Annotated in this window: 21 protein-coding genes and 2 pseudogenes; 16 read left to right on the top strand and 7 right to left on the bottom strand. The window is 38.4% G+C overall.

Translation table 11 applies throughout. The features are described 5' to 3' along the window. The first annotated feature begins 105 nt into the window (after positions 1 to 105). Positions 106 to 1032 carry an alpha/beta hydrolase gene (locus C6344_RS04755; RefSeq protein WP_106072789.1) on the top strand — a complete coding sequence of 309 codons (927 nt, stop codon included), beginning with the start codon at positions 106 to 108 and terminating at the stop codon, positions 1030 to 1032. A 255-nt stretch (positions 1033 to 1287) separates the two neighbouring features. On the opposite strand, the gene C6344_RS19190 is transcribed toward C6344_RS04755, so the two are convergent. Beyond that, positions 1288 to 1443 (bottom strand): pentapeptide repeat-containing protein, encoded by a 156-nt coding sequence (locus tag C6344_RS19190; RefSeq protein ID WP_223250440.1) that lies wholly within the window; start codon positions 1441 to 1443, stop codon positions 1288 to 1290. Between the two features lie 164 nt (positions 1444 to 1607). Between C6344_RS19190 and C6344_RS04745 the strand changes: the two genes are divergently transcribed. Next, positions 1608 to 2267, top strand: coding sequence for a TetR/AcrR family transcriptional regulator (locus C6344_RS04745; RefSeq protein WP_060596454.1), 660 nt, complete (start codon positions 1608 to 1610; stop codon positions 2265 to 2267). 108 nt (positions 2268 to 2375) lie between these two features. Next, the gene (locus C6344_RS04740; RefSeq protein ID WP_106047868.1) at positions 2376 to 3521 is read left to right on the top strand and encodes an alpha/beta hydrolase; all 1146 of its coding nucleotides are present in this window, start codon (positions 2376 to 2378) and stop codon (positions 3519 to 3521) included. 227 nt (positions 3522 to 3748) lie between these two features. Here the strand turns inward: C6344_RS04740 and C6344_RS04735 are convergent, their stop codons facing one another. Both C6344_RS04735 and C6344_RS04725 read right to left on the bottom strand, forming a co-directional pair. Continuing rightward, positions 3749 to 5086, bottom strand: coding sequence for a TrkH family potassium uptake protein (locus C6344_RS04735; RefSeq protein WP_106072788.1), 1338 nt, complete (start codon positions 5084 to 5086; stop codon positions 3749 to 3751). A 435-nt stretch (positions 5087 to 5521) separates the two neighbouring features. Then, complete coding sequence (locus C6344_RS04725; RefSeq protein ID WP_034660801.1) at positions 5522 to 5722, bottom strand: hypothetical protein; 201 nt, start codon at positions 5720 to 5722, stop codon at positions 5522 to 5524. Between the two features lie 267 nt (positions 5723 to 5989). Between C6344_RS04725 and C6344_RS04720 the strand changes: the two genes are divergently transcribed. The 10 genes and pseudogenes from C6344_RS04720 to C6344_RS04670 all read left to right on the top strand — a co-directional run. Next, positions 5990 to 7159 (top strand): FAD-dependent oxidoreductase, encoded by a 1170-nt coding sequence (locus C6344_RS04720; RefSeq protein ID WP_106072787.1) that lies wholly within the window; start codon positions 5990 to 5992, stop codon positions 7157 to 7159. Positions 7160 to 7201: 42 nt separating this feature from the next. Then, positions 7202 to 7882: a TetR/AcrR family transcriptional regulator gene (locus C6344_RS04715; RefSeq protein WP_189313009.1), complete on the top strand. Its 681-nt coding sequence runs from the start codon at positions 7202 to 7204 to the stop codon at positions 7880 to 7882. 162 nt (positions 7883 to 8044) lie between these two features. Next, the gene (locus C6344_RS04710; RefSeq protein WP_106072786.1) at positions 8045 to 8695 is read left to right on the top strand and encodes a helix-turn-helix transcriptional regulator; all 651 of its coding nucleotides are present in this window, start codon (positions 8045 to 8047) and stop codon (positions 8693 to 8695) included. Between the two features lie 11 nt (positions 8696 to 8706). Then, entirely contained in the window at positions 8707 to 9081 is a 375-nt protein-coding gene (locus tag C6344_RS04705) for a RidA family protein (protein WP_106071485.1), read from the top strand. A gap of 72 nt (positions 9082 to 9153) precedes the next feature. Further along, a complete protein-coding gene (locus C6344_RS04700; RefSeq protein ID WP_106072785.1) occupies positions 9154 to 10257 on the top strand; it encodes a threonine synthase in 1104 nt (367 codons plus the stop codon). A gap of 557 nt (positions 10258 to 10814) precedes the next feature. Continuing rightward, complete coding sequence (locus tag C6344_RS04695; protein WP_060596446.1) at positions 10815 to 11162, top strand: ArsR/SmtB family transcription factor; 348 nt, start codon at positions 10815 to 10817, stop codon at positions 11160 to 11162. 12 nt (positions 11163 to 11174) lie between these two features. Then, entirely contained in the window at positions 11175 to 12473 is a 1299-nt protein-coding gene (locus C6344_RS04690; protein ID WP_106047861.1) for an arsenic transporter, read from the top strand. A gap of 14 nt (positions 12474 to 12487) precedes the next feature. Then, a complete protein-coding gene (gene arsC, locus C6344_RS04685) occupies positions 12488 to 12907 on the top strand; it encodes an arsenate reductase (thioredoxin) (RefSeq protein ID WP_106071487.1) in 420 nt (139 codons plus the stop codon). Between the two features lie 409 nt (positions 12908 to 13316). After that, complete coding sequence (locus C6344_RS04675; protein WP_066031758.1) at positions 13317 to 13898, top strand: GNAT family N-acetyltransferase; 582 nt, start codon at positions 13317 to 13319, stop codon at positions 13896 to 13898. A 184-nt stretch (positions 13899 to 14082) separates the two neighbouring features. Further along, positions 14083 to 14418 (top strand): annotated as a pseudogene (locus C6344_RS04670) (transposase); the annotation flags it as partial. A 35-nt stretch (positions 14419 to 14453) separates the two neighbouring features. Here C6344_RS04670 and C6344_RS04665 read toward each other — a convergent pair. The 3 genes and pseudogenes from C6344_RS04665 to C6344_RS04655 all read right to left on the bottom strand — a co-directional run bounded on the left by C6344_RS04665 (position 14454) and on the right by C6344_RS04655 (position 16910). Then, positions 14454 to 15308 carry a LysR family transcriptional regulator gene (locus C6344_RS04665; RefSeq protein ID WP_106072784.1) on the bottom strand — a complete coding sequence of 285 codons (855 nt, stop codon included), beginning with the start codon at positions 15306 to 15308 and terminating at the stop codon, positions 14454 to 14456. 230 nt (positions 15309 to 15538) lie between these two features. After that, positions 15539 to 15817: pseudogene (locus C6344_RS18950) on the bottom strand (maltose acetyltransferase domain-containing protein); the annotation flags it as partial. A gap of 16 nt (positions 15818 to 15833) precedes the next feature. Next, positions 15834 to 16910, bottom strand: a complete 1077-nt coding sequence (locus C6344_RS04655; RefSeq protein WP_106061906.1) for an isocitrate/isopropylmalate dehydrogenase family protein — start codon at positions 16908 to 16910, stop codon at positions 15834 to 15836. Between the two features lie 177 nt (positions 16911 to 17087). Between C6344_RS04655 and C6344_RS04650 the strand changes: the two genes are divergently transcribed. The 3 genes from C6344_RS04650 to C6344_RS19095 all read left to right on the top strand — a co-directional run bounded on the left by C6344_RS04650 (position 17088) and on the right by C6344_RS19095 (position 18959). Continuing rightward, the gene (locus C6344_RS04650; protein ID WP_106072783.1) at positions 17088 to 18260 is read left to right on the top strand and encodes an MFS transporter; all 1173 of its coding nucleotides are present in this window, start codon (positions 17088 to 17090) and stop codon (positions 18258 to 18260) included. 194 nt (positions 18261 to 18454) lie between these two features. Further along, entirely contained in the window at positions 18455 to 18790 is a 336-nt protein-coding gene (locus C6344_RS04645; protein WP_034660789.1) for a hypothetical protein, read from the top strand. A gap of 43 nt (positions 18791 to 18833) precedes the next feature. After that, positions 18834 to 18959 (top strand): hypothetical protein, encoded by a 126-nt coding sequence (locus C6344_RS19095; protein ID WP_008343787.1) that lies wholly within the window; start codon positions 18834 to 18836, stop codon positions 18957 to 18959. A 53-nt stretch (positions 18960 to 19012) separates the two neighbouring features. Here C6344_RS19095 and parC read toward each other — a convergent pair whose 3' ends face one another. Continuing rightward, complete coding sequence (parC, locus tag C6344_RS04640) at positions 19013 to 21451, bottom strand: DNA topoisomerase IV subunit A (protein ID WP_060596430.1); 2439 nt, start codon at positions 21449 to 21451, stop codon at positions 19013 to 19015. Between the last annotated feature and the right edge of the window lies 1 nt (position 21452).

The raw sequence follows: 21452 nt of genomic DNA, 5'->3' as shown, positions 1-21452 counted from the left end.
ACTTGTTAAAGACCTCTGATAAAGAAATACAAGTCTTCCTCGAATCATTTCGTGTGATACATCAGGATGAACAATAAAACAATTGACTTAAAGGAGAGAAAACAAATGAGTGTGGAAATTGTTAATGGAGAACGTTCTGAAGAAAGTATTCAATTTGAAAAATTATTCGCTTCCCAAAGTAATAAAGAGAGTTTTTCTAGTATTGAAAACACAAAAAAATTTCTTGATCAAAAAGGAATAGAAAATACGAAGCCTTATGCCATTGGGGATGATGTGAAGTTAATTAGTGAGATAAAAGAGCAGACATTCGAAGGCATGCAAGTTTTCACTTTGAATGACCAAACGTCACAAAAACAAAAAGTCATTCTATATATACATGGCGGCGCGTGGACAAATCAGCCTTTGAATTTCCATTGGTGGTTCATGGATAAGATGGCGCAATCACTCAATGCGAAAGTGGTGGCTCCTATTTACCCAAAAGTGCCTCATTATAGCTGCCAGAATACCTATCCGAAAATCCTAAACTTATATAAAGACCTTCTGAAAACTGCCGGAAGTGCCAATCAATTGACGATCATGGGAGATTCAGCTGGCGGAAATATCTCACTTGGTCTGGCGCACCTTTTAAAGAAGGAAGGTCTGCCGCAGCCGAAGGATATTATTTTATTATCTGCATGTGTTGACATGAGCTTAAACAATCCTCTCATGTTTGAATATGCAAAAAAGGACCCGATTCTAGGTCCTGAAGGAATGGAAGTCATTGCAAAGATTTGGACAGCTGATAAAAATGTAACTGACCCATTGATCAGTCCCATTTACGGTGACTTTAAAGGACTTGGGAAGATTACTCATTTTATTGGAACACATGATATGTTATATCCAGATGCCATAAAGCTTGATGAAAAACTAACAGAACAAGGAATTGACATAAAAATCTTTGTTTATCCTGAAATGCTTCATGTATTTGTTGTCATGCCAATCCCTGAGGCACAAGATGCTCAGGAGAAAATCATTCAGGTGATCACTCGTTAGGGGTTGAGTTCACACAAAAAGATGCAGAATGATTTGATTGAAATAGTCGAAAGTTTAGTGAATGGGCTGCTTACTTGAAAGCAGCCTTTTTCAATTCAACATGAAATACATTCAGATTGTCAATTCACTTCGGGTTAAGCAATCCTTAAATTCCAATTTTTGTTTAAAACATACATATTTCCTATTAATATAATGAATGTTCACTTCTTCACTGGAGTTGACGAAGTGTCACCACTCCCTCAAACGTTATATCAACTAGCTGATATTCGCTGCCTGTAAAACGCGGTCATTGAATCTACATTGATAAAAAGTACAATCGATAAACATAGCATTCTCCAATGTCATTCCTCTCATATCGCAGGAGGAGAATTCGCAATTGGTGAAAACGGCTTTGATTTTGGCAATGTCCACAGAGCGCAAGTCGGAACGAATAAAGGTACAATGATCAATCGTACTACCGTTGGGGTGAAATCCCTCCGAGCAAAGAGCCGGTATCTATTTCAATACAGCTTGACATGTGAATCAATTATCGATATGGTGTGAATGAGTTCACACTTTACATAAAGGAGTCATTTATGCCAAAAAATACTTTCTTTCGATTGGATGAAGCAAGACGTGAGGACATATGTAATCGTGCTATGCATCTTTTTGTTGATCATCTTTACGAGGATATAACGATGAAGATGGTTTTGGATCGTTTGTCCATGCATCCCGGAACTTTTTATCGGTATTTTGAAGACAAAGATGACCTTTATTGTCTCTTAATACGACATGTGACCAAGAAAAGAGCTGCGTATTTTCATAACAACAATGAAGATTCTCTTTTTCAATTTTTCCTTACTGGCTTATTTGACAACACTAATGGCATTGCGACTGAGCCATTGAATGAACTGGAAATCAAACTCGTTGAAACATTTTTACACATTCCAGAGAACACCTTACTAAAAGTATATTTGAATGTGCTAAAGGGCGAGTCATTCCCCTTAATCAAGGACATGTTACGCCGCATGAGGGTTGATGGATATCTACGACCTGATATTGATGACGACCTCATTTCTTTTATGTTTGAATCTATGCAGTTTAATTTAGTCATGTTTTTTAGGGAATTCGATATTAAGGATTCTAACCTGCAGCATAAGATGAGCAAGTACTTTGCTGACTTTATGGGTCATGGGCTTCTTAGAGATGATAAATATGCTGAAGTTGTTAGCGATCTCAAGGAAGCCAAGGAATAAGGATGATGAACTGAAGATTGGATGTAACCATTTTACAGTTTTGAAAGCACTTATATCGCCATGTGTATTTCACATTCGCACTTTCATTTATTAAGGGGGAACAAAAGGATGAAAAGGTATGACACATTCCCAGAACCAATCGGCAGCTATACCGCCGCTCGTACCCAGATGGATTTTGAGTACACAGCATCAGATGACTCAAAAAGAGAATTGACCGCGTTTGTGTACTATCCGTCCGATAGCAGCGAAGGGAAGACTCCATCAACGTACATGTTTCCTGAAGTCTACGAAATGCTTCATGAGCAGCCACTTGTCACTGAGTATCTGAAAGAGAAGAATTTTTTCTCTATCGATATCAAGACTCATTGTTACGACGACCTTGCTCTTTCTGAGAAGAAAAAGCGCTATCCAGTGTTATTTTATGTTTGCGGCGGGGGCGGTTCACCGGAATGGGGGACAGCCATCTGTACAGACCTGGCAAGCCTGGGTTATGTTGTCGTCAGTATCGGCCATCAGAATAGCACAATGTATAAACGGAAAGATGGGAAGCTGTTGAATGTATCAAAGGATTTTTCGGATGTCATTATGGCGTTTTCTGAAGATCCGGAGATGATGGAGCTGGCTGGCAAGATGAAGATGCGGCCTGACGATGAAACGGCCATTGAGATGTGCCGTAACGTCCTGGCTCTGCCAATCATTAATCAGTTAACATTATATAGTGAACGACAGGCAGAAGATGTAAGGTACGTAGCCGATCATCTTCACAAACTAAACTCTGAAGAATTGGATTCTATCTTTCATGACAGACTGATGCTTGACGTCGGCATGGGCATCGTCGGACACTCTTATGGAGGACCTACGGCAGCGGTTGTTTGCCGGGATGACGACCGGTTTTCCTGCGGAATTGGCTTGGACAGCGGGGCATTCGGCCTTCTCGATAGCGACCTGAATAAACCTTTTCTGCTGTTGTTTTCTGAACCTAACTATCATATGAATGCGCTCATTGGCGTGAACAACAGCATGGAAACCTTTTATTTCTCTGTTGATCGCGCTGCCCATTTAGATTACTGCGACATCGTGTTTACCGGTGTAGATGAGGAACTCAGAGGCACAAGGGATGCATTAGATATGCGAAATCTTATGACGGATTATACGAAGACCTTTTGTGATCATTACATTCTGCAAAAGGCTGCACGTGTGGAAAGCCTGTCATATGATGGCGTGGACTTAATCAAGAAAACGAGCAACAAGTAATAACGGAGAAGCTGCTGATCAAAGCCGTTTCAAGCGTCAGCTTAAAGTTGAATATCTCAGCTTTTCCGTTAAATACCGAATGCTGATTGTTTGGAAAAGAAGAGACCGTACTAACAGATCTGTATTCCAAACAGCTTGTAGTGAATGAAGAGAAAAAAATCTAAAGTGGATCAATCCATCATCTTGATGATTAAATTAAAAGGGAACCATTTCAAGCATTGCTCATATTAGCCTACAAATACTTCTCCCTCCGGATAACGTATTGGGCTTTTGGTTCGTTTCATAAAGATAAATACAATGGTCAGAGAACCTACTCTGCCAATAAACATCAGAATCGAAAGAATTACCTTACCTAAAAACGTTAAATCAGGCGTTAATCCCATAGAAAGACCTACTGTGCCAAATGCTGAAAAGGTCTCAAAAACAATATCAATGAAAGGAGCTTTTTCAGCCATTGTCAATAAGAAAATGGTGATAAACACAAAACATAAACTGATAAAGCTGATTGCTAAAGCTTTAATGACAACATCATGCTTAATCGTACGTCTAAATATAACGGGTTCTTTATTTCCTTTCAGAAAGTGGAGAACAGAAATCACAATAATGATCATTGTTGTTAACTTAATCCCACTTCCTGTTGACGCACTACCAGCCCCCATAAACATAAGAAGCATCATAAGTGTTAAAGAACTCTCATGCATATGTCCGATATCAAGAGAATTAAAGCCCGCAGTTCTAGGTGTCACAGCTTGAAAATATGACGCCCATAATTTATCAAAAAGATTCATTGGACCTAAAGTATGCGGATTACCAAATTCCATTAAGAATATCAATAATAGTGCAACACCATTTGTGACGAAGGTTCCTATGATCATAAGCTTTGAATGGATGGATAATAATTTAAATTTACGTTTATCCCATATATCAAAAATCACGGTAAATCCAAGACCACCGATGATAAACAGGAGGGTAATCGTCAAGTTGATCAGTGGATCATTGACATAGTTCATCAAACTATTTGAAAAAAGAGAAAATCCAGCGTTATTAAAAGCAGAAATGGCATGAAATAAACTAATATAAAATCCTTTTAAAAAGCCATATTCAGGTATCCATCGAAACGATAATATACACGTCGCCAATAACTCAAAAGTCATTGAAAAGATAAACAATACTTTTACAAGACGTACAATACCACCAATATTTGTGAGGTTAAAGGCTTCTTGAACCAACAATCTTTCACGAAGCCCTATTTTTTTGCCAAGCAAAAGGATGACCATGACGGCTAAAGTTAAAAAACCAAGACCACCAATTTGTATCATCAGCATAATGACTATTTGGCCGAATAAAGTAAAAGTTGTTCCGGTATCAACCACAGCTAAACCTGTAACAGTTGTTGCTGAAACAGCTGTAAAGAAAGCATCAATGATGGGGATAGGTTTGACTGTAGAAATAGGTAAAGACAAAAGAAAGGATCCTATTACAATAACAGTCAAAAATCCAAACAATAAAATCTGGGGAGGAGTTAATTTTACTGGTTTACTTAAAAAATGATCAAATTTAAACATTCCTTAGCCTACTTTCAACCACATGAAATTTTTAATGTTATTATATAACGAATAGGGATACGATTGTCTATTAATCACTCATTCTCATGTCAAATGAGTGCATTGGCGCTTTGATGATCCAGCAAAAGCAGAAGGAACAGAAGAAGAGAAATAGGCATTTTCCCAAAGGGTGAGAGATGAAATTGGGGGTTGATTACAGCAGTTTGCTGTGACTGAATATAGTTTTACATGATAAGCCATATTGAATCAATGGCTTATTTTTGTTTCGATCAATTGAAGACGTTCAGGTAGCGTGACTTTAAAAGGCTTGATATTTAGTAATAGCACATTTACAGCCATCTTGAATGAAACAGGAAGATGATAGCAGACAAGATAAAAACATTTGATCCAACTCAAAAAGATATATAGTGAATAAACGCCGCAAAAAACGATTTTTCATTGTTCTAATGAGCGATTGAATTGTTTTCGAAAAACTAGGCATGAGACAGCAAATACTGCGAATGCGCCTGCTGATCCAGCAGCAAACATCAGCTCAAATTGTTCTGGTTTGGATTTGAATAACAAAGGGACAGAAAGAATGAGAGCAGCACCACTAAAGCTCAATCCTAATATCAACATTGCCAATAATTTATTCATAGAAACACCTCGCAGACTCAGCATTGAAACATTAGGAACCGACTGATCTAAGAATCATGTTATGATTTGAAATCCTTTAAAATCCCTAAATCGAAGTGTCCAATTTATATCCTTTGGGTGTCGAATGATTGGGTTCATTACAATTAAAGCACACATTCATGAAATAAACCATTTTAAACGAACACTGTTCTTTACGAACTATGTTCGTTATAATATAAATGAGATGTGATTTTACACTACTTCCATAAAGAAGAGGAGATGCATACGATGCAGACATTATCTAAAAAACAAAAGCAAATCGCTATCATTGGAGGAGGACCAGGAGGGCTAACACTCGCCTTAATTCTGCAAAATTACGGTATACAAACAACCATCTATGAACGGGAGATGCATGACAAGAGTCTTGAAAGAGGAGGCTCACTGGATATTCACGAAGAAACAGGTCAAAAAGCCTTAAAGGAAGCAGGAGTTTATGAGAAATTTCAAAAGAACGCTCGCTATGAAGGAGAAGATTTCCGGTTATTTGATAAAGTAGGAAGAATCTATCTAGACGAAGAAACTGAATCACATGAAAAAGGCACTCGGCCAGAAATTGATCGTGGTGTTTTGTGTAAAATGCTGTTAGATCAAATTGATGCTGAAAACATCAAATACGGATATAAACTAGATAGATGTGTTTCATTAGAAAACGGCATGACAGAACTTCATTTTGAAAACGGGGTTGTCGAGACGGTTGACCTTTTGATTGGAGCAGATGGTGCATTTTCTCGTGTACGTCCACTGTTAACAGATATTGATATTGAATACTCCGGGCTCACGATGCTTGAACTGAATGTCCTCAACGTAGAGGTGAACCACCCTGATTTAGCTGAATTTAATAAACGTGGTAAAATGTTTGCTTTAGCTGATCACAAAGGAATTATTGGTCAGTTAAACGGAGATGGACGAATAAAAGTGTATGCAAGCCTTATGGTAGAACGCAGCTGGATCGAGACTTGTGGCATTCCATTTAATCAAGCGAATGAAGCGAAAGAACCATTATTAGAGTTATTTAGTGATTGGGATGATCAGCTGAAAAATTATATTCGTTATGCAGAAGATGTCATCATTCCAAGACGTATTTATACGCTTCCTGTCGGTTTTAAATGGAACCGTCATAAAGGAGTAACGCTTATCGGTGATGCAGCTCATCTCATGACACCATTCGCAGGTGAGGGTGTAAACATGGCGATGTTTGATGCAATGGAGCTTGCACTTGCTATTGTCCGACATCCTAATGATATTGAAAAGGCTATTGAAGAGTACGAAGAAATGATGTATGAATATTCATCGGAAAAGGCTCAGGAATCGGAGAATAGTTTAAAACTGTGTTTTTCAAAAGACGCTGCGGTCAAGCTTGCAGATATGATGAATTCTTTTCAAGTAAACGGTGATTGATGCTCAATTTACTATTTTACTTTGACATGATATAAAGAGAGTATGAACAATTCAAATCGTCGTATTATAAGTCGTCGGTCTCGGCCGGCTAAAGAGCCCTTAAGCCGTGAGCTTATTGTTAAAACTGCCTATTCGCTTCTTAAGGAGCAAGGGATAGAGGGCATGAGTATGCGTAAGGTGGCTAAAGCATTGGATACGGGACCTGCATCCTTGTATGTCTACGTGAACAATTTTCAAGAACTAAGTGCTTACGTATTGGATTATGGTCTCGGCCAAATGGTTTATCCAGATTCAGTGGATGGCACATGGAAAGAAAAGTTATGTGAAATATTGCATACTTATTTCCTGCTGCTATTTGAAAAACCTGGTCTTGCTGAAATTTCTCTTTCCACCATTCCACAAGGAACGAACTTTCTTCAGTTGACCGAACATATTCTCGCTGCATTGCATGAAGGCGGGATCAAATCTACATCCGCTGCATGGGGAGTAGACCTGTTACTGTTATACGTATCTTCCGTAGCTTACGAAAAGGTCTCTTGGAAGAAACAAGGCTCTTCGCAGATTTCAGACACAAAAAAAGCATTTCATGATGCAGACAAAACGCGTTTTCCTTTCATTCATCGTGTAAAAGAAGAAATGTTTGCAGGTGATCCCGTTTCAATGGAACGATTCCGATGGGGAATTGACGTCATTTTGTATGGAATCCAGCAAAAAGACAATTAGAAAGGAGCACAAGTAAAAAGCAGTCAATGGCTGCTTTTTTTATATGGTGAATTTCATATTTGTGATCTTGTAATCATCATAATGTATAAATAAATCTACATATTGTTTTTATATATAAAAAATTATATAATCTAGTGGAATAAAAAAATGAGGTGCTTAGGCATGGAACATATTAAAAAGTTATTAGAGAGTTATATTCCTTTAGCAAAATCTACTGCAAAAATGTTTGGACCAAATTGCGAAGTGGTTATTCATGATTTAACGAACCCTCAAGCATCTGTCATGTTTACAGTAAATAACCATGTGACAGGAAGAGAAATCGGCCAATCATTTGATCATCTAGTAAAGACTGTATTACAATCAGAAGATTTTAAAGAAGATTATCTGGCTGGTTATACATTTGTAACAGAAGATAAGCGTACGATTCGTTCTTCGACTTCATTAATACGTGATTCAAAGCAAAAGGTGATTGGTGCTTTCTGTATCAATTTTGATGTTGAAGCACTAAATCAAATGCAGCAATTTATGGATACTTTTCTTTCTACACAAGTGGCAGCTCAAGAGAAAGAAACAACATCAAATGATGATCTTGAAAATGTGGAAGAAATAGTAGATCAATTGATTCAACAAATTATTCAAAACAGTGTTCATCCAGTCATGAAACGTCATGAAAAAATTGAACTAATTAAATTTATGGATGAAAAGGGCATCTTTTTAATGAAAGGATCTGTTGAGAAGGTCGCATCTATGTTAGGCATTTCCAAAGTAACCGTCTATAGCTATTTGGATGAAATCAAAAATAAATCGAGGTAAGGAGTGTCAAAATGAAAAGCATACTCGAGGTAGGAAATCTAAAATCAAACGGACACTATGCATTCGCAACCATTCATCAAAACACGGTCTATGTTTCAGGACAATTTGCCATCAATCCCGAAACGAGAGAAAAAGAGTTCGGCCACATTGAAGAAGAGACATTACAAGCGCTTAAGAATGTAGAGATGATTGTAGAGGCTGCTGGAAGTAAAAAAAAGAAGATCTTGCGCATGACATTATACATTTCGAATATTCATTTATGGGACAAAGTAGATGCTGTTTATACTAATTTTTTCGGTGAACATAAACCAGCACGTACGATTGTACCAACGAATGAATTACATTTTGGTTTCAAAATTGAAATTGATGCCATTGCATATATTTAAGATATTTTTTTGCCTACTCTATATAAAAAATTATATTTCATATAAAAAAATATTCGAAGGGGTAGATGATCGATGAATCAATTGATTTGTAACCATTGCGGGAGAAAGTATGAGATGACACCAACTCTATGGAAATGTGATTGTGGTGGAGTATTAAATCTGGTGAAAGATACTCCGAAAATAGATGTTGCAGCTTGGGATGACTATCCAAGTTCATTATGGCGTTATGTTGAAACCATGCCATTTACAAAAGGTTCAAAGACTTGGGAAACTGTCACAATGGGGGAGGGTCAATCCCCTTTAATCGTTCTAGACCCTAATGAGCCAAACACTTATGTAAAAGTTGATTATATGATGCCGACATTATCCTTTAAAGACCGAGGAGCCGCTGTTCTAATGACAAAGGCTAAAGAATTAGGGGTATCAAAAGTGATTGCTGACAGTAGTGGGAATGCAGGAACGGCGATTGCAGCTTATGCAGCACGTTGTGGTATTGCCTGTGACATCTATCTAAGCGATGAAACTTCGCCTAAAAAGGTTGCTCAAATAAAAGCACATGGAGCAGCGATTAAAACAATTCATGGTACACGTGAGGACATTGCAGCTGCGGCACAAAAGGCAGTAGACAATGAAAACGTTTTTTATGCAAGCCATGTCTATAACCCTTATTTTTTTGAAGGAACAAAAACATATGCCTATGAAATCTATGAGCAACTAAAAGGAGCACCTGATGCTTTAATCATTCCGGTTGGAAACGGTACTCTCCTCCTAGGTGCGTATTATGGCTTTAAAGAGTTATTTGAAAATGGTTTCATTCATAAAATACCGAAAATCGTTGCCGTACAAGCGAAAAACTGTGCACCCCTTGTGAAAGCTTATCAAAATGAAGAGGAATCAGCATCACCTGTGACGAATAAAGGGACCTTAGCAGAAGGGATTGCCATTGCTGCTCCAGCACGCTCCAAACAAATTTTAGAAGCTGTACTAGATACCAATGGTACGTTTATTGATATTAAAGAAGATGAGATTCTAAATGCACGCTCTAAACTAAGTGAGAAAGGATTTTATGTAGAAGTGACATCTGCAGTCAATTTGGCTGGCTACATGAAATATAAAAAGGAATCAGAAGAAACCATTGTCATACCTCTTTGTGGTGCAGGGATTAAATCAAAATAACCCTATTAGAATTGTCTCTCTTTGAAAATATGGAAATCCGCCATTGTGAAGCAGATTGGTCTTACACCGACTTCCATTTGAAAACTATCAAGATGACATATCCATTGCTGGATCTTTAGGATTCTGATAGTTACTTAATGCCAGATGTGTGTAAGACCGTTGCAGTTAGATTGCGTCAACTAATCCGCACTTGGCCTGATGATGATATAAATAAAAAGAACGCTCTCTATTTGGTAGGAGGAATGGAGCTAGCGCATCAACAAAATGAGCCATTGGGATTTATATAAGAATAGGAATTGTCATATGACAGACCATTGAAAGAAATGTAGATCCATTTTTTGCTTTATAAACAATAGTCAAATAAGGATTCTACAATAATCAATTTTTTTGATGAATAAAAAATAAAAGAAAAAAACATTAATCAATAATTTTAACGGGAACAAATTTTTGTTCAAATCCATATAATCAATTGATTATATAAGTATTCAGTTATATAATATTGGAGGAGTTGATAACAGGGACCGTCACCAATATTTGAAAAGAGGGAGGGAACCATTGTGACTTCAGATGTTTCAATTGGTTTGTTACATATGTCGAATTGTTTAAAAATACTCAGTGATCAAACAAGACTCATTATGATGAAATTGTTTTTGGAGAAGGAATATTGTGTTTGTGAACTGGTAGATAAGTTCGAAATGAGTCAACCAGCGATTAGTCAGCATTTACGAAAATTAAAAAAAGCTGGATTTGTCCATGAGAACAGAAAAGGGCAGTGGCGTTATTATTCAATCAATACACTGTGTCCAGAATTTGAGACGATTTGTATCATCTTAAATCTAATTGATAAAGAAGATGACCTTTTAAAAAGCATACAACATAACGCAACAAACATTTCTTGTTCGTAAGGAGGGATGGGTTTGAGTTTTGCCGTTTTATCATTACTCATATTTTTGTTAACTTTGGTATTGGTTATTTGGCAGCCAAAAAATTTATCCATAGGGTGGTCCGCATGTGGAGGGGCCATTTTAGCATTAATCGTAGGTGTTGTGAATGTTGACGATGTGATCACCGTGACAGGCATCGTATGGAATGCGACTTTAGCTTTTGTTGCCATTATCGTCATCTCACTCATACTTGATCGAATCGGCTTTTTTGAATGGGCAGCATTGCATATGGCAAAGGCTGCAAAAGGCAGTGGGCTGCGTATGTTTGTGTATGTGACCATCCTTGGTGCAATCGTCGCTGCTTTATTTGCAAACGATGGTGCAGCACTTATTTTGACACCCATTGTTTTAGCAATGGTCAGAGCATTACACTTCAATGAAAAAATTGTATTCCCTTTTATTATCGCGAGTGGGTTTATTGCAGATACAACTTCGCTTCCCCTTGTCGTTAGTAATTTGGTGAACATTGTAACAGCCGACTATTTCAACATTACGTTTATTGAATATGCATCCAGAATGGTTGTTCCAAACCTTTTTTCATTGCTAGCGAGTATCACTGTACTGTACCTTTTCTTTAGAAAGAGTATACCTAAACGCTATGATATGACTGAGTTAAAGCATCCTAGTGAAGCAATAAAAGATCCAAAGATGTTTAGATTATCTTGGTATATATTAGCTTTTTTGTTGATTGGTTATTTTGCAAGCGAATTTTTATCTATACCTGTATCAGTCATAGCTGGTGTGATTGCCATTTTATTCTTGGTCATTGCACAAAAAAGCCCTGCTGTCCAAACAAAAAGCGTTCTAAAAGAAGCACCATGGGCGATCGTTTTCTTTTCCATAGGTATGTACGTTGTTGTCTATGGCATGCGAAATGCAGGGCTCACTGATGCTCTTTCAAGCGTGATCCAAGCTGTAGCAGATCAAGGTTTATTGGCAGGGACTCTTGGTATGGGATTTATCGCAGCAATGCTTTCATCTGTCATGAATAATATGCCGACGGTCATGATCGATGCATTAGCCATATCCGGTACCGATACACAAGGAATAATGAGAGAAGCGTTAATTTACGCAAATGTCATTGGTTCTGATTTAGGACCAAAAATTACGCCCATTGGCTCCTTAGCAACACTACTGTGGCTCCACGTCCTTTCTCAAAAAGGTGTGAAGATTTCCTGGGGCACATATTTCAAAATAGGAGTCATTTTAACTGTACCAACACTATTCATCACGCTTTTAGCTTTGTATTTCTGGCTATTGATTATACATTAAAGGAGACGATCAACATGTCAAAGAAAACAATTTACTTTTTATGTACCGGTAATTCTTGCCGCAGTCAAATGGCTGAAGGTTGGGCTAAAAAACATCTTGGAGATGAGTGGAAGGTCTATAGCGCTGGTATTGAAGCTCATGGATTAAATCCGAATGCTGTAAAAGCAATGAAAGAAATAGGGATTGATATTTCTAATCAAACGTCTGACCTGATTGATCAAAAGATATTGCATCACGCTGACTTAGTCGTCACACTATGCGGTGATGCAGCTGATAAATGCCCGATGACTCCACCTCATGTCGAACGTGTCCATTGGGGCTTTGATGATCCAGCAAAAGCAGAAGGAACAGAAGAAGAGAGGTGGGCATTTTTCCAAAGGGTAAGAGATGAAATTGGAGATCGATTGAAACAGTTTGCTGAGACTGGAGAATAATATCTTTTATATGTGAAAGGAGACATCAATTCAGTAGATTGCGATGATCGAGTATGCAAAAATTCTATGGGATTGGCTAATAAGTCAAGCAAAGGAAAATGAGTGTGGACAATTTCATTTAGATTCTGGTGTTCATAGGCATGATGCACATAGATTCTACCTTAAAGTTGGATTAGATATTACTTGTCACCATTTTCAAATGTCTCTTTAACAAATGGATGGTCAGCATCGATTAGGTGGAATTAAGTTATATTTAGAAGAAACAAATGCATTTATTAATGTGCCATTTTTAGCTTTTCATTATTTGGAAGATGAAGAAGAGATCAGTTTATTTGATACTATCAACACTAAAGCTAAAGGTATAGGGTCTTCTTTAAGCCGATATCTAAAAAAGGAGAGAAGAAGAATTATGGAGATAACGCCTGTAGTATTAATAGGAGATAGAGTAAAGATACAACCTATGGAAGATTATCACGTACAGGAATTATTTGATGCGGGAAACAATTCAGATATATGGGCACACATGCCAATGAGGGTTCAATCGATTGAAGATATGAAGTCCCTTGTGAATGGAGCACTTCAAGCGAGAGAGCAAGGAAGCGAATTTCCTTTTGTTATCTTCGATAAGAATTCGGGGAAAATTGTGGGAAGCACTCGTTTTCTTAATATATCCATACCAAATCGTAACTTGGAAATTGGTTGGACATGGCTGTCTCCAACTGTTTGGCGAACTAGAATAAATACAGAATGTAAGTATCTTCTTTTGAAACACTGCTTTGAAACACTTGGGACAATTCGTGTTCAGTTGAAAACAGATAGCAGAAATGTGCGGTCTCAGCAGGCAATTGAACGGTTGGGTTTGGTAAAAGAAGGGGTGCTTCGGAATCATATGGTTATGCCTGACGGTTATTTAAGAGACTCTGTGTATTACAGTGTAATCGACCAAGAATGGGTGCTAGTGAAGGACAAATTGGAGAGTATGCTACAATAATCTCGTATTTTCGAAGTGTTGCTTATAAAACTAAAGGGTGCTTTGACTTAACAAAGGAGGTAGCTGCGGCACCTCCTTTTCTTATTGAACAAACGGAGCAACTAACTTTACTTGAACAATTATGACCCTAAAAAATATACATATAATAATAAAGGGTAATAACACAATTCTGTGGGGAATGAACATGTTATCGAAACGTGAAGAAGAAAGACGAAACCAATTAGAAGTAGTGGCTTTAGATGAATTAGTGCCTGAAGATCATCTTGTACGGAAAATAGATCAAGCGATCGATTTTGACTTCGTTTATAATCTTGTTAAAGATCATTATAGTTTCAAAAATGGTAGACCAAGTGTGGACCCCGTTGTTCTCATTAAAATGGTTTTGATCCAATATCTATTTGGCATTCGCTCCATGCGTCAAACCATTAAAGAAATTGAAACCAATGTTGCTTATCGTTGGTTTATTGGGTATGGGTTTTCCGAGAAAATTCCGCACTTTTCTACCTTCGGTAAAAACTACGGTCTGAAAGGCGCTTTATAAAGCACCTTCTATACTTATTCCCAAGTTTTTGCATGTTTTTGAACTAGTTCAATCATGCTATTAATAGAGGGTGATAGCCATTTATTTTTGTGATATGTCAAGTAAGTCGATAGGGAATTTTGTTGGTTTGAAACTTTCTCTCCCTTAAATAGGCCATTTTTTAGTTCTTCTTTTACAGAAAAGAAGGGAACAAGAGATACTCCTAGTCCATTTTTAACACAGTGTTTTATTGCTTCAATGCTTTGAAACTCTATACTATCTTTTATATAAAGTTCATTTGATATAATGTAATCATCGAAAACTGATTTATAACTACATCTTAAATCAGAATATAATGCAGTATTTAATGTGTCCCCTTTGCTGTGTGGACTAATGAAGACCATTATCTCCCGTACTAATTCTTCGATATACAACTCCTCCTGTGTCCAGTTCTTGTTTTCCAAAACCAAAGCTAAATCAATGTCACCACTTTGAAGGCTCTTGGTGACATCGTAATTTTCTAATGACTTAACGTAAAGACTCACTTTCGGATATTTCTGCTTAAATTCGAGGAGAATAAGAGGAATCCGGCAAATAGTTAAGGATTCTGATATTCCTATAGTTAGATCTCCTTGAGGTTCCTTATCAATAGTTAGTGATTGTTCGTATAGTTCAATTATTTGATTTGCATAAGGAAGATATTGCTCTCCGAAGTGAGTCAATATTATTCTCTTTCCTAATCGGTCGAAAAGGGGCCTGCCTAATTCTTTTTCTAATTCTTTAACATGTGTAGTTATAGAAGATTGCGCATAACCCAAATGTTCAGCCGCTTTATTAAAACCATTTTTGTTAACAATTGTCTTGAAAGTAATTAAATGTCGAAGTTCCAACTTAATAGCAAGCCTTTTAATACTTTTTGAGTAGCTCGAGTAATAGCAATTATGAATACAATCAAAACTTAAACTCGGGCTCTTTTAGTTTACATAATATATATTCTAGGAAGTTACAGCGCAAATGAATTTCTCTTGTCTCAAATCTAAGTATACTTATCTTATTGAGACAAAAAAGAAAAAATCAAAATCCCACGTTTATTCGCCAGATTTTGATTTATCAAGATATTTATGGTGACATCTGGATTAATAATGGCGCCACCGCCAATCCATACATAGTTCCAATGGTGACTGGTTTGCCGAATTCAATGCCTTTTGCACGTTCTATTAGGTCAAGCGGGTGTCCAGCCGATGCATCAAAATTTGCAAAAAAATGCTCGCCAACCTCTAATTCCTTTAAAATGGATGTTCTTTTTTCTGGCTGATTGGTTTGCTGGTATGCAAATGTCAATTTCTCGATCTGCGATCAGGGTTTGGTCACTAGAAACATAATGTTCTCCTTGGATCATTTTTTCCTTTTCACTTCTATTTATCCTGATTCATCATTTGAATGAATGCATCTGTGAATTGTGTCGTGGTTTCGCTTCCTCCTAAATCCTTCGTTTTTATGTTCATTTTCATCATCTCATCCAGAGTGCGTCTTATAAGAACAGCCGTCTTTTTCAGCCTGTCATCATGATATTTCACATATAACCAGTCAAAAAGCATGACTGTAGAAAGAATTAACCCCATGGGATTGGCGATATTTTGCCCAGCAATATCCGGTGCTGATCCATGTGCTGCCTGTGCCATCGCTTGGTTTTCGTTACAATTTAATGAAGGGGCGATCCCTAAACTTCCGACTAGTTCCCCTGTTAAATCCGATAAAATATCCCCAAACATATTCTCTGTCACAATGACATCAAAATCACCGGCACGTCTTACTAAGTGAGCTGCCATTGCATCGATATGTAGATCTTCTACTGTCACGTGCGGATATGCTTTTGCCACCTCTTGGCATGTTCGCAGAAATAAACCAGATCCTAATTTGATTACGTTTGCCTTGTGAACAATGGTCACCTTTCGCCTGCGCTCCATTGCACTTTGAAAAGCTGCATGAGCAATACGTGTAATCGCTTTTTTGGTAAACACACCTGTGGATATAGCGACCTCTGGCGTAATCATCCACTCTCCTACCCCATGATACATGTTCCGATCTGGATAAAAGCCTTCTGTGTTCTCTCGAAAAATCACGAGATCGACGTTTTGCACAAGGCCCTGTACCCCAGGTAATGATTGAGATGGACGAATGTTTGCAAATAAATCAAACGTATGACGGAGCTCTCCGCTTGGATTTCTCCTCTCTGTCAATATCTCTGGATATGAGGCAGAATCATGAGGACCTAAAATCCACCCATGGCACTTTTTTAATTCTTCTATAGTAGATGCTGGCACAGGATCTTGGTGAGAGTGGATGGCTTCAAAGCCAATTGGACATTCGACATATTCCACAAATGACTCCTGAAACTGTGATAGCGCTGCCTTTAAGATGCGCATATTTGCTTGTACAATTTCTGGCCCAATCCCGTCTCCTTTCAACACACCGATACGATATGACTTCATGCTTCCTCCCCCTTTATGTTTATTTTACCTTCTCGTCAGAAGAATTGGGAAGGCAAGATTTCTTTTGACTAGAATTGTTCATGTTCCTGCCTCAAGTTATTTACGAATCAGCCCATCTCATTTATAATCGAGTAGATTTGTTCAGTGACAGATACATCTTTAAATGTGAGGGATTAGATGGAATTAAAGTGGTATAAAGCGATAATAGTCATTTTCACGATGTCTGGAATTTCCATCTCTACATGGTTTTCACGGACACCGGAAGTCAGAGATTTATTACAAGCCAATACAGGAACGATGGGACTTATTTTACTTGGCTTATCCGTTGGTTCAATTGTCGGGCTTGTTCTTTCAAATGTATTTGTTCGAAAAAAAGGCGGCCGCGTGGCGATTGTGATCAGTGCTTTTTTGATGTTCCTTGGATTCACCACTCTTGCCATTGGTTCAACACTCTCTTCTATCTTTGTCGTCACTGCCGGTCTATTTCTTTTTGGAGCAGGCTCAGGTATGTGCAATGTGGCGATGAACCTAGAAGGGACAGAAATTGAATACAGTATCAAGAAAACCATTTTGCCTATATTGCACGCTTCCTTTAGCATTGGCACTTTAATTGGAGCAGGAGCTGGCATTCTTTTTATCCATCTAGGGGTCTCTGTGCTGAATCACCTACTTGTCATTGCCCTTCTTTTCTTTCTCAGCATCTTGATTTGCACACGGTTTATTCCGCACGGTACAGGAAAGGATCAGCATGAGAAGCAGTCAGATACAATAGATGATACTCAAACGCCATGGCTGAACAAACGAACAGTCTCTCTTGCGATGATCGCCTTATGTCTTGCGTTTGTCGAAGGGTCTGCCAATGATTGGATTCCACTTGCAATGGTGGATGGCTACCAGGTTTCACATTCCATGAGTACAGTCATCTATGCTTTATTTTTATGCGGGATGATTAGCGGCAGACTAATCAGCGGACGTTTGATCGATCGTTTCGGCAGGGTGTTATTGCTAAGAATTGCGATTTTATCAGCCGCCGCCGGACTATTTCTGGTCATTTTAAAGATTTCACTTGTTGTATGTATGATATCGATCTTTTTATGGGGACTTGGCGCTTCTTTAGGCTTCCCGCTAACCATTTCTGCAGCTGGTGATGATAGCCAGTACGCCGTGAAACGCGTCAGCATTGTGACCTTATCAGGTTATACAGCCTCTCTTTCTGGGCCGCCTATATTAGGGCTGCTTGCCAATCAAGTAGGACTGCTTCATGCCTTTATTTTTGTTTTATTCGCCATATGTATTGCAGGAATCTTTACAAAAGCTGTAGCAAAACCGCGTTCATTACAAGTTCACTAAAAGTGTCTGATCCTCGATCATGGCACTTTTTTTAAATTTAAAAAATAAAATTGAAACCTTTCATGAAGTGAAACAGTCCTATAAATGTCCTGATGTTTATCGCTTTTTTAAAGAGGGAAAGTAAAAAAATAAGACTTTTCAAATAACAGAAAACGTGGTAAGATCATGAAAATAAACAGGAAGGGGTGAGAAAAATGAAAAAAAATATGCTGCTAAAATTAGCTGTCTTATTTATAGCACTCGCAAGTTTTCATTTGTTCTCAATGCCTCATTCCGTTCAGGTATACCATCATGCAAAGGTGGTTGCCGATCAAGAATCACATGAAATGAAAATCGCTCAGACAATGGGCGATGAAAAGAAACAAAAACATGTGAGCGCAGTATTTGCCGCATTTACAGTACTGCTGATGATTGGCAGTATGACAGCTGGATTTGCACGCATCACTCATACTGATCAATTTGACCGGAAAAAGAAGCATTTACTTGCAGTATTCTATCAATCTTCTTATTTCCGACTATCTCGTGTTTAACCCAACCATCTAAATCAAAACAAAAATTGGGAGGTTTTACACGATGTTATTTTTCTTAAGAGTATTCATTCTAGGTCTATTCTCTGTCACTTCACTTTCTCTTTTCGTCTACCAAGGAATTGAAGTAGTGCACGCCATTACAAGCATGTTTGGCAACCACGAGAGCTAAATGACCCGTATATAAAAGAAACCCCCTGTTTATCGCAGGGGGTTTTCGTTTGCTTATTTATTGTCATCTGGCGCAGGTTGAGGTGTGACAAGGACATGTGTTACTTCTCCCTGCTCTTCCTCATCTACAATAAATGATCCATTGCTATAGCGGTCATTCGCTCTTAAAGTAGAGATATCAAGCGGAATCGTTGCACCCTTATCCGTATCAATCTCAAGTGTATCGTGCAGTGATGCAGCAATAACAGCCACAATACGGTGCGGGTTTTTCTTTAATTCTCTTAGCATCAGAACTCCGCGTTTGGCTCTAGATGTTTTATCAAATTCAGAGAGGTTCATTCGCTTCACAGCCCCTCTTTGAGTCGTCAGCACGAGGACATCGTTTTTCGGATCAATGATCTGGCCAGAGACTACTTCGTCCCCATCCTTCAAGTTGATTCCTTTGACACCAGCCGCTCTCGGACCAACAACACTTACTTCTTCTTCATCAAACCACAATCCATAGCCATTCTTCGTCGCAATAAACAATTCCTGCTGTCCTGTTGTCACATGAACATCCACGAGTTCATCGTCCCCTTTTAGGTTCAAGGCGACAAGCGGTTTCGAATAGCGCTGCGCTTTATATTGAAGAAGCTCTGTTTTCTTCACCATTCCACCTTTTGTAAAGAACAGAAGATACGACGTTTCATCAAATTCTTTAATTGGTATGGCTTTTTGAATTGATTCATCACGATCAATTGAAATGATATTCGTAATATGCTGCCCCATGTCTTTCCAGCGTATGTCTGGCAGCTGATGAACTGGACAATAAATATAGCTCCCTTTATTCGTGAACAATAGGAGGACATCCGTTGTATTCATTTCAAACTGATGAATCAGGCGGTCTGTATCCTTCATGCCAAAGTCCTTACCGTTAGATGCAGCATAGGAGCGCTGGCTTGTCCGTTTGATGTACCCATCCTTCGTCACCGTGACGTAAACATCCTCTGAGGCGATCATCACTTCAAGGTTAATCTTAATTTCTTCGATTTTTTCCTCAATGACAGATCGTCTCTCATCAGCATATGTCTTTTTGAGCTTTTTCAAACTGTTTGTAATGACCTTTAGCAGCTTTTTCTCGTTACCTAAAATGTCTTCAAGTTCTGTTATACGCACATCAAGCTCACTAGCTTCGTCTCTTAATTGCGTAATATCCGTATTCGTTAATCGATATAACTGGAGGGAAACAATCGCTTCTGATTGTGCTTCTGTAAAGTCATATTTCTCCATCAAGTTGTTTTTCGCATCTCGCTTATCATTAGAGGAGCGGATTGTGGCAATGACTTCATCTAAGATGGAAAGCGCCTTAATTAATCCGTCTACAATATGGTGGCGTTCCTTCGCTTTTCGAAGCTCATATGCTGAGCGGTTCGTCACCACTTCTTTCTGATGGGCAATATATGCATCAAGTATAGTTGTCAGCGTCATTAAGGTTGGTCTACGATTATGTATCGCCACCATATTAAAGTTATATGGAATTTGCAGATCTGAGTTTTTATATAAGAAATTCAAGACACCATTTGCATCTGCTTCTTTTTTCAGCTCTACCACGATTCGAAGCCCAGTTCGGTCAGTCTCATCTCGAACCTCTGAAATTCCTTCAACTTTTCTTTCAATTCGGAACTCGTCCATCTTTTTGACAAGATTGGCTTTATTCACTTCATAAGGAATTTCTGTGATCACGATTTGCTGGCGTCCGCCGCGGATGGTTTCAATTTCCGCTTTTCCGCGAATCATAATCTTTCCTTTTCCTGTTTCATAAGCCTTCTTAATGCCGTCGACCCCTTGAATGATACCGCCTGTTGGGAAATCTGGACCTTTGATGACTGTCATTAAATCCTCAACCGTACAATGCGGCTGTTCGATTCGTTTAATGACACCATCAATCACTTCTCCCAGATGATGCGGCGGGATATCGGTGGCATAACCTGCTGAAATCCCTGTTGATCCATTCACGAGAAGGTTTGGAAACATCGCTGGTAAAACAACTGGCTCCTTGCTTGTATCATCAAAGTTTGCGACAAATTCGACCGTTTCCTTGTCTAAGTCCTTTAATAGCTCTGAAGCAATGGCAGAAAGCCTTGCTTCCGTATAACGCATGGCAGCAGGCGGATCTCCATCGATACTCCCGTTATTCCCATGCATCTCAATGAGCACATTTCGTACTTTCCAATTCTGACTCATTCTCACCATCGCTTCATAAACAGATGAGTCACCGTGCGGATGATAGTTACCAATCACGTTACCGACTGTTTTCGCGGCTTTACGGAAGTTTTTATCTTGCGTGTTTCCTTCTGCGTACATCGCATATAAGATTCTTCGTTGTACAGGCTTTAGTCCATCTCGCGCATCTGGAAGCGCACGGTCTTGGATAATATATTTACTATAGCGACCAAACCGGTCTCCGATCACTTCTTCTAATGGTAAATCATGAAATCGTTCTTGTTGTGCCATG

Origin of the sequence: Bacillus sp. GBSW19, assembly GCF_002998655.1 — a bacterium.
Classification (GTDB): domain Bacteria; phylum Bacillota; class Bacilli; order Bacillales; family Bacillaceae; genus Bacillus.
The sequence above is the reverse complement of the archived record's forward strand: the minus strand, read 5'-3'. Positions and strand labels throughout refer to the sequence as shown.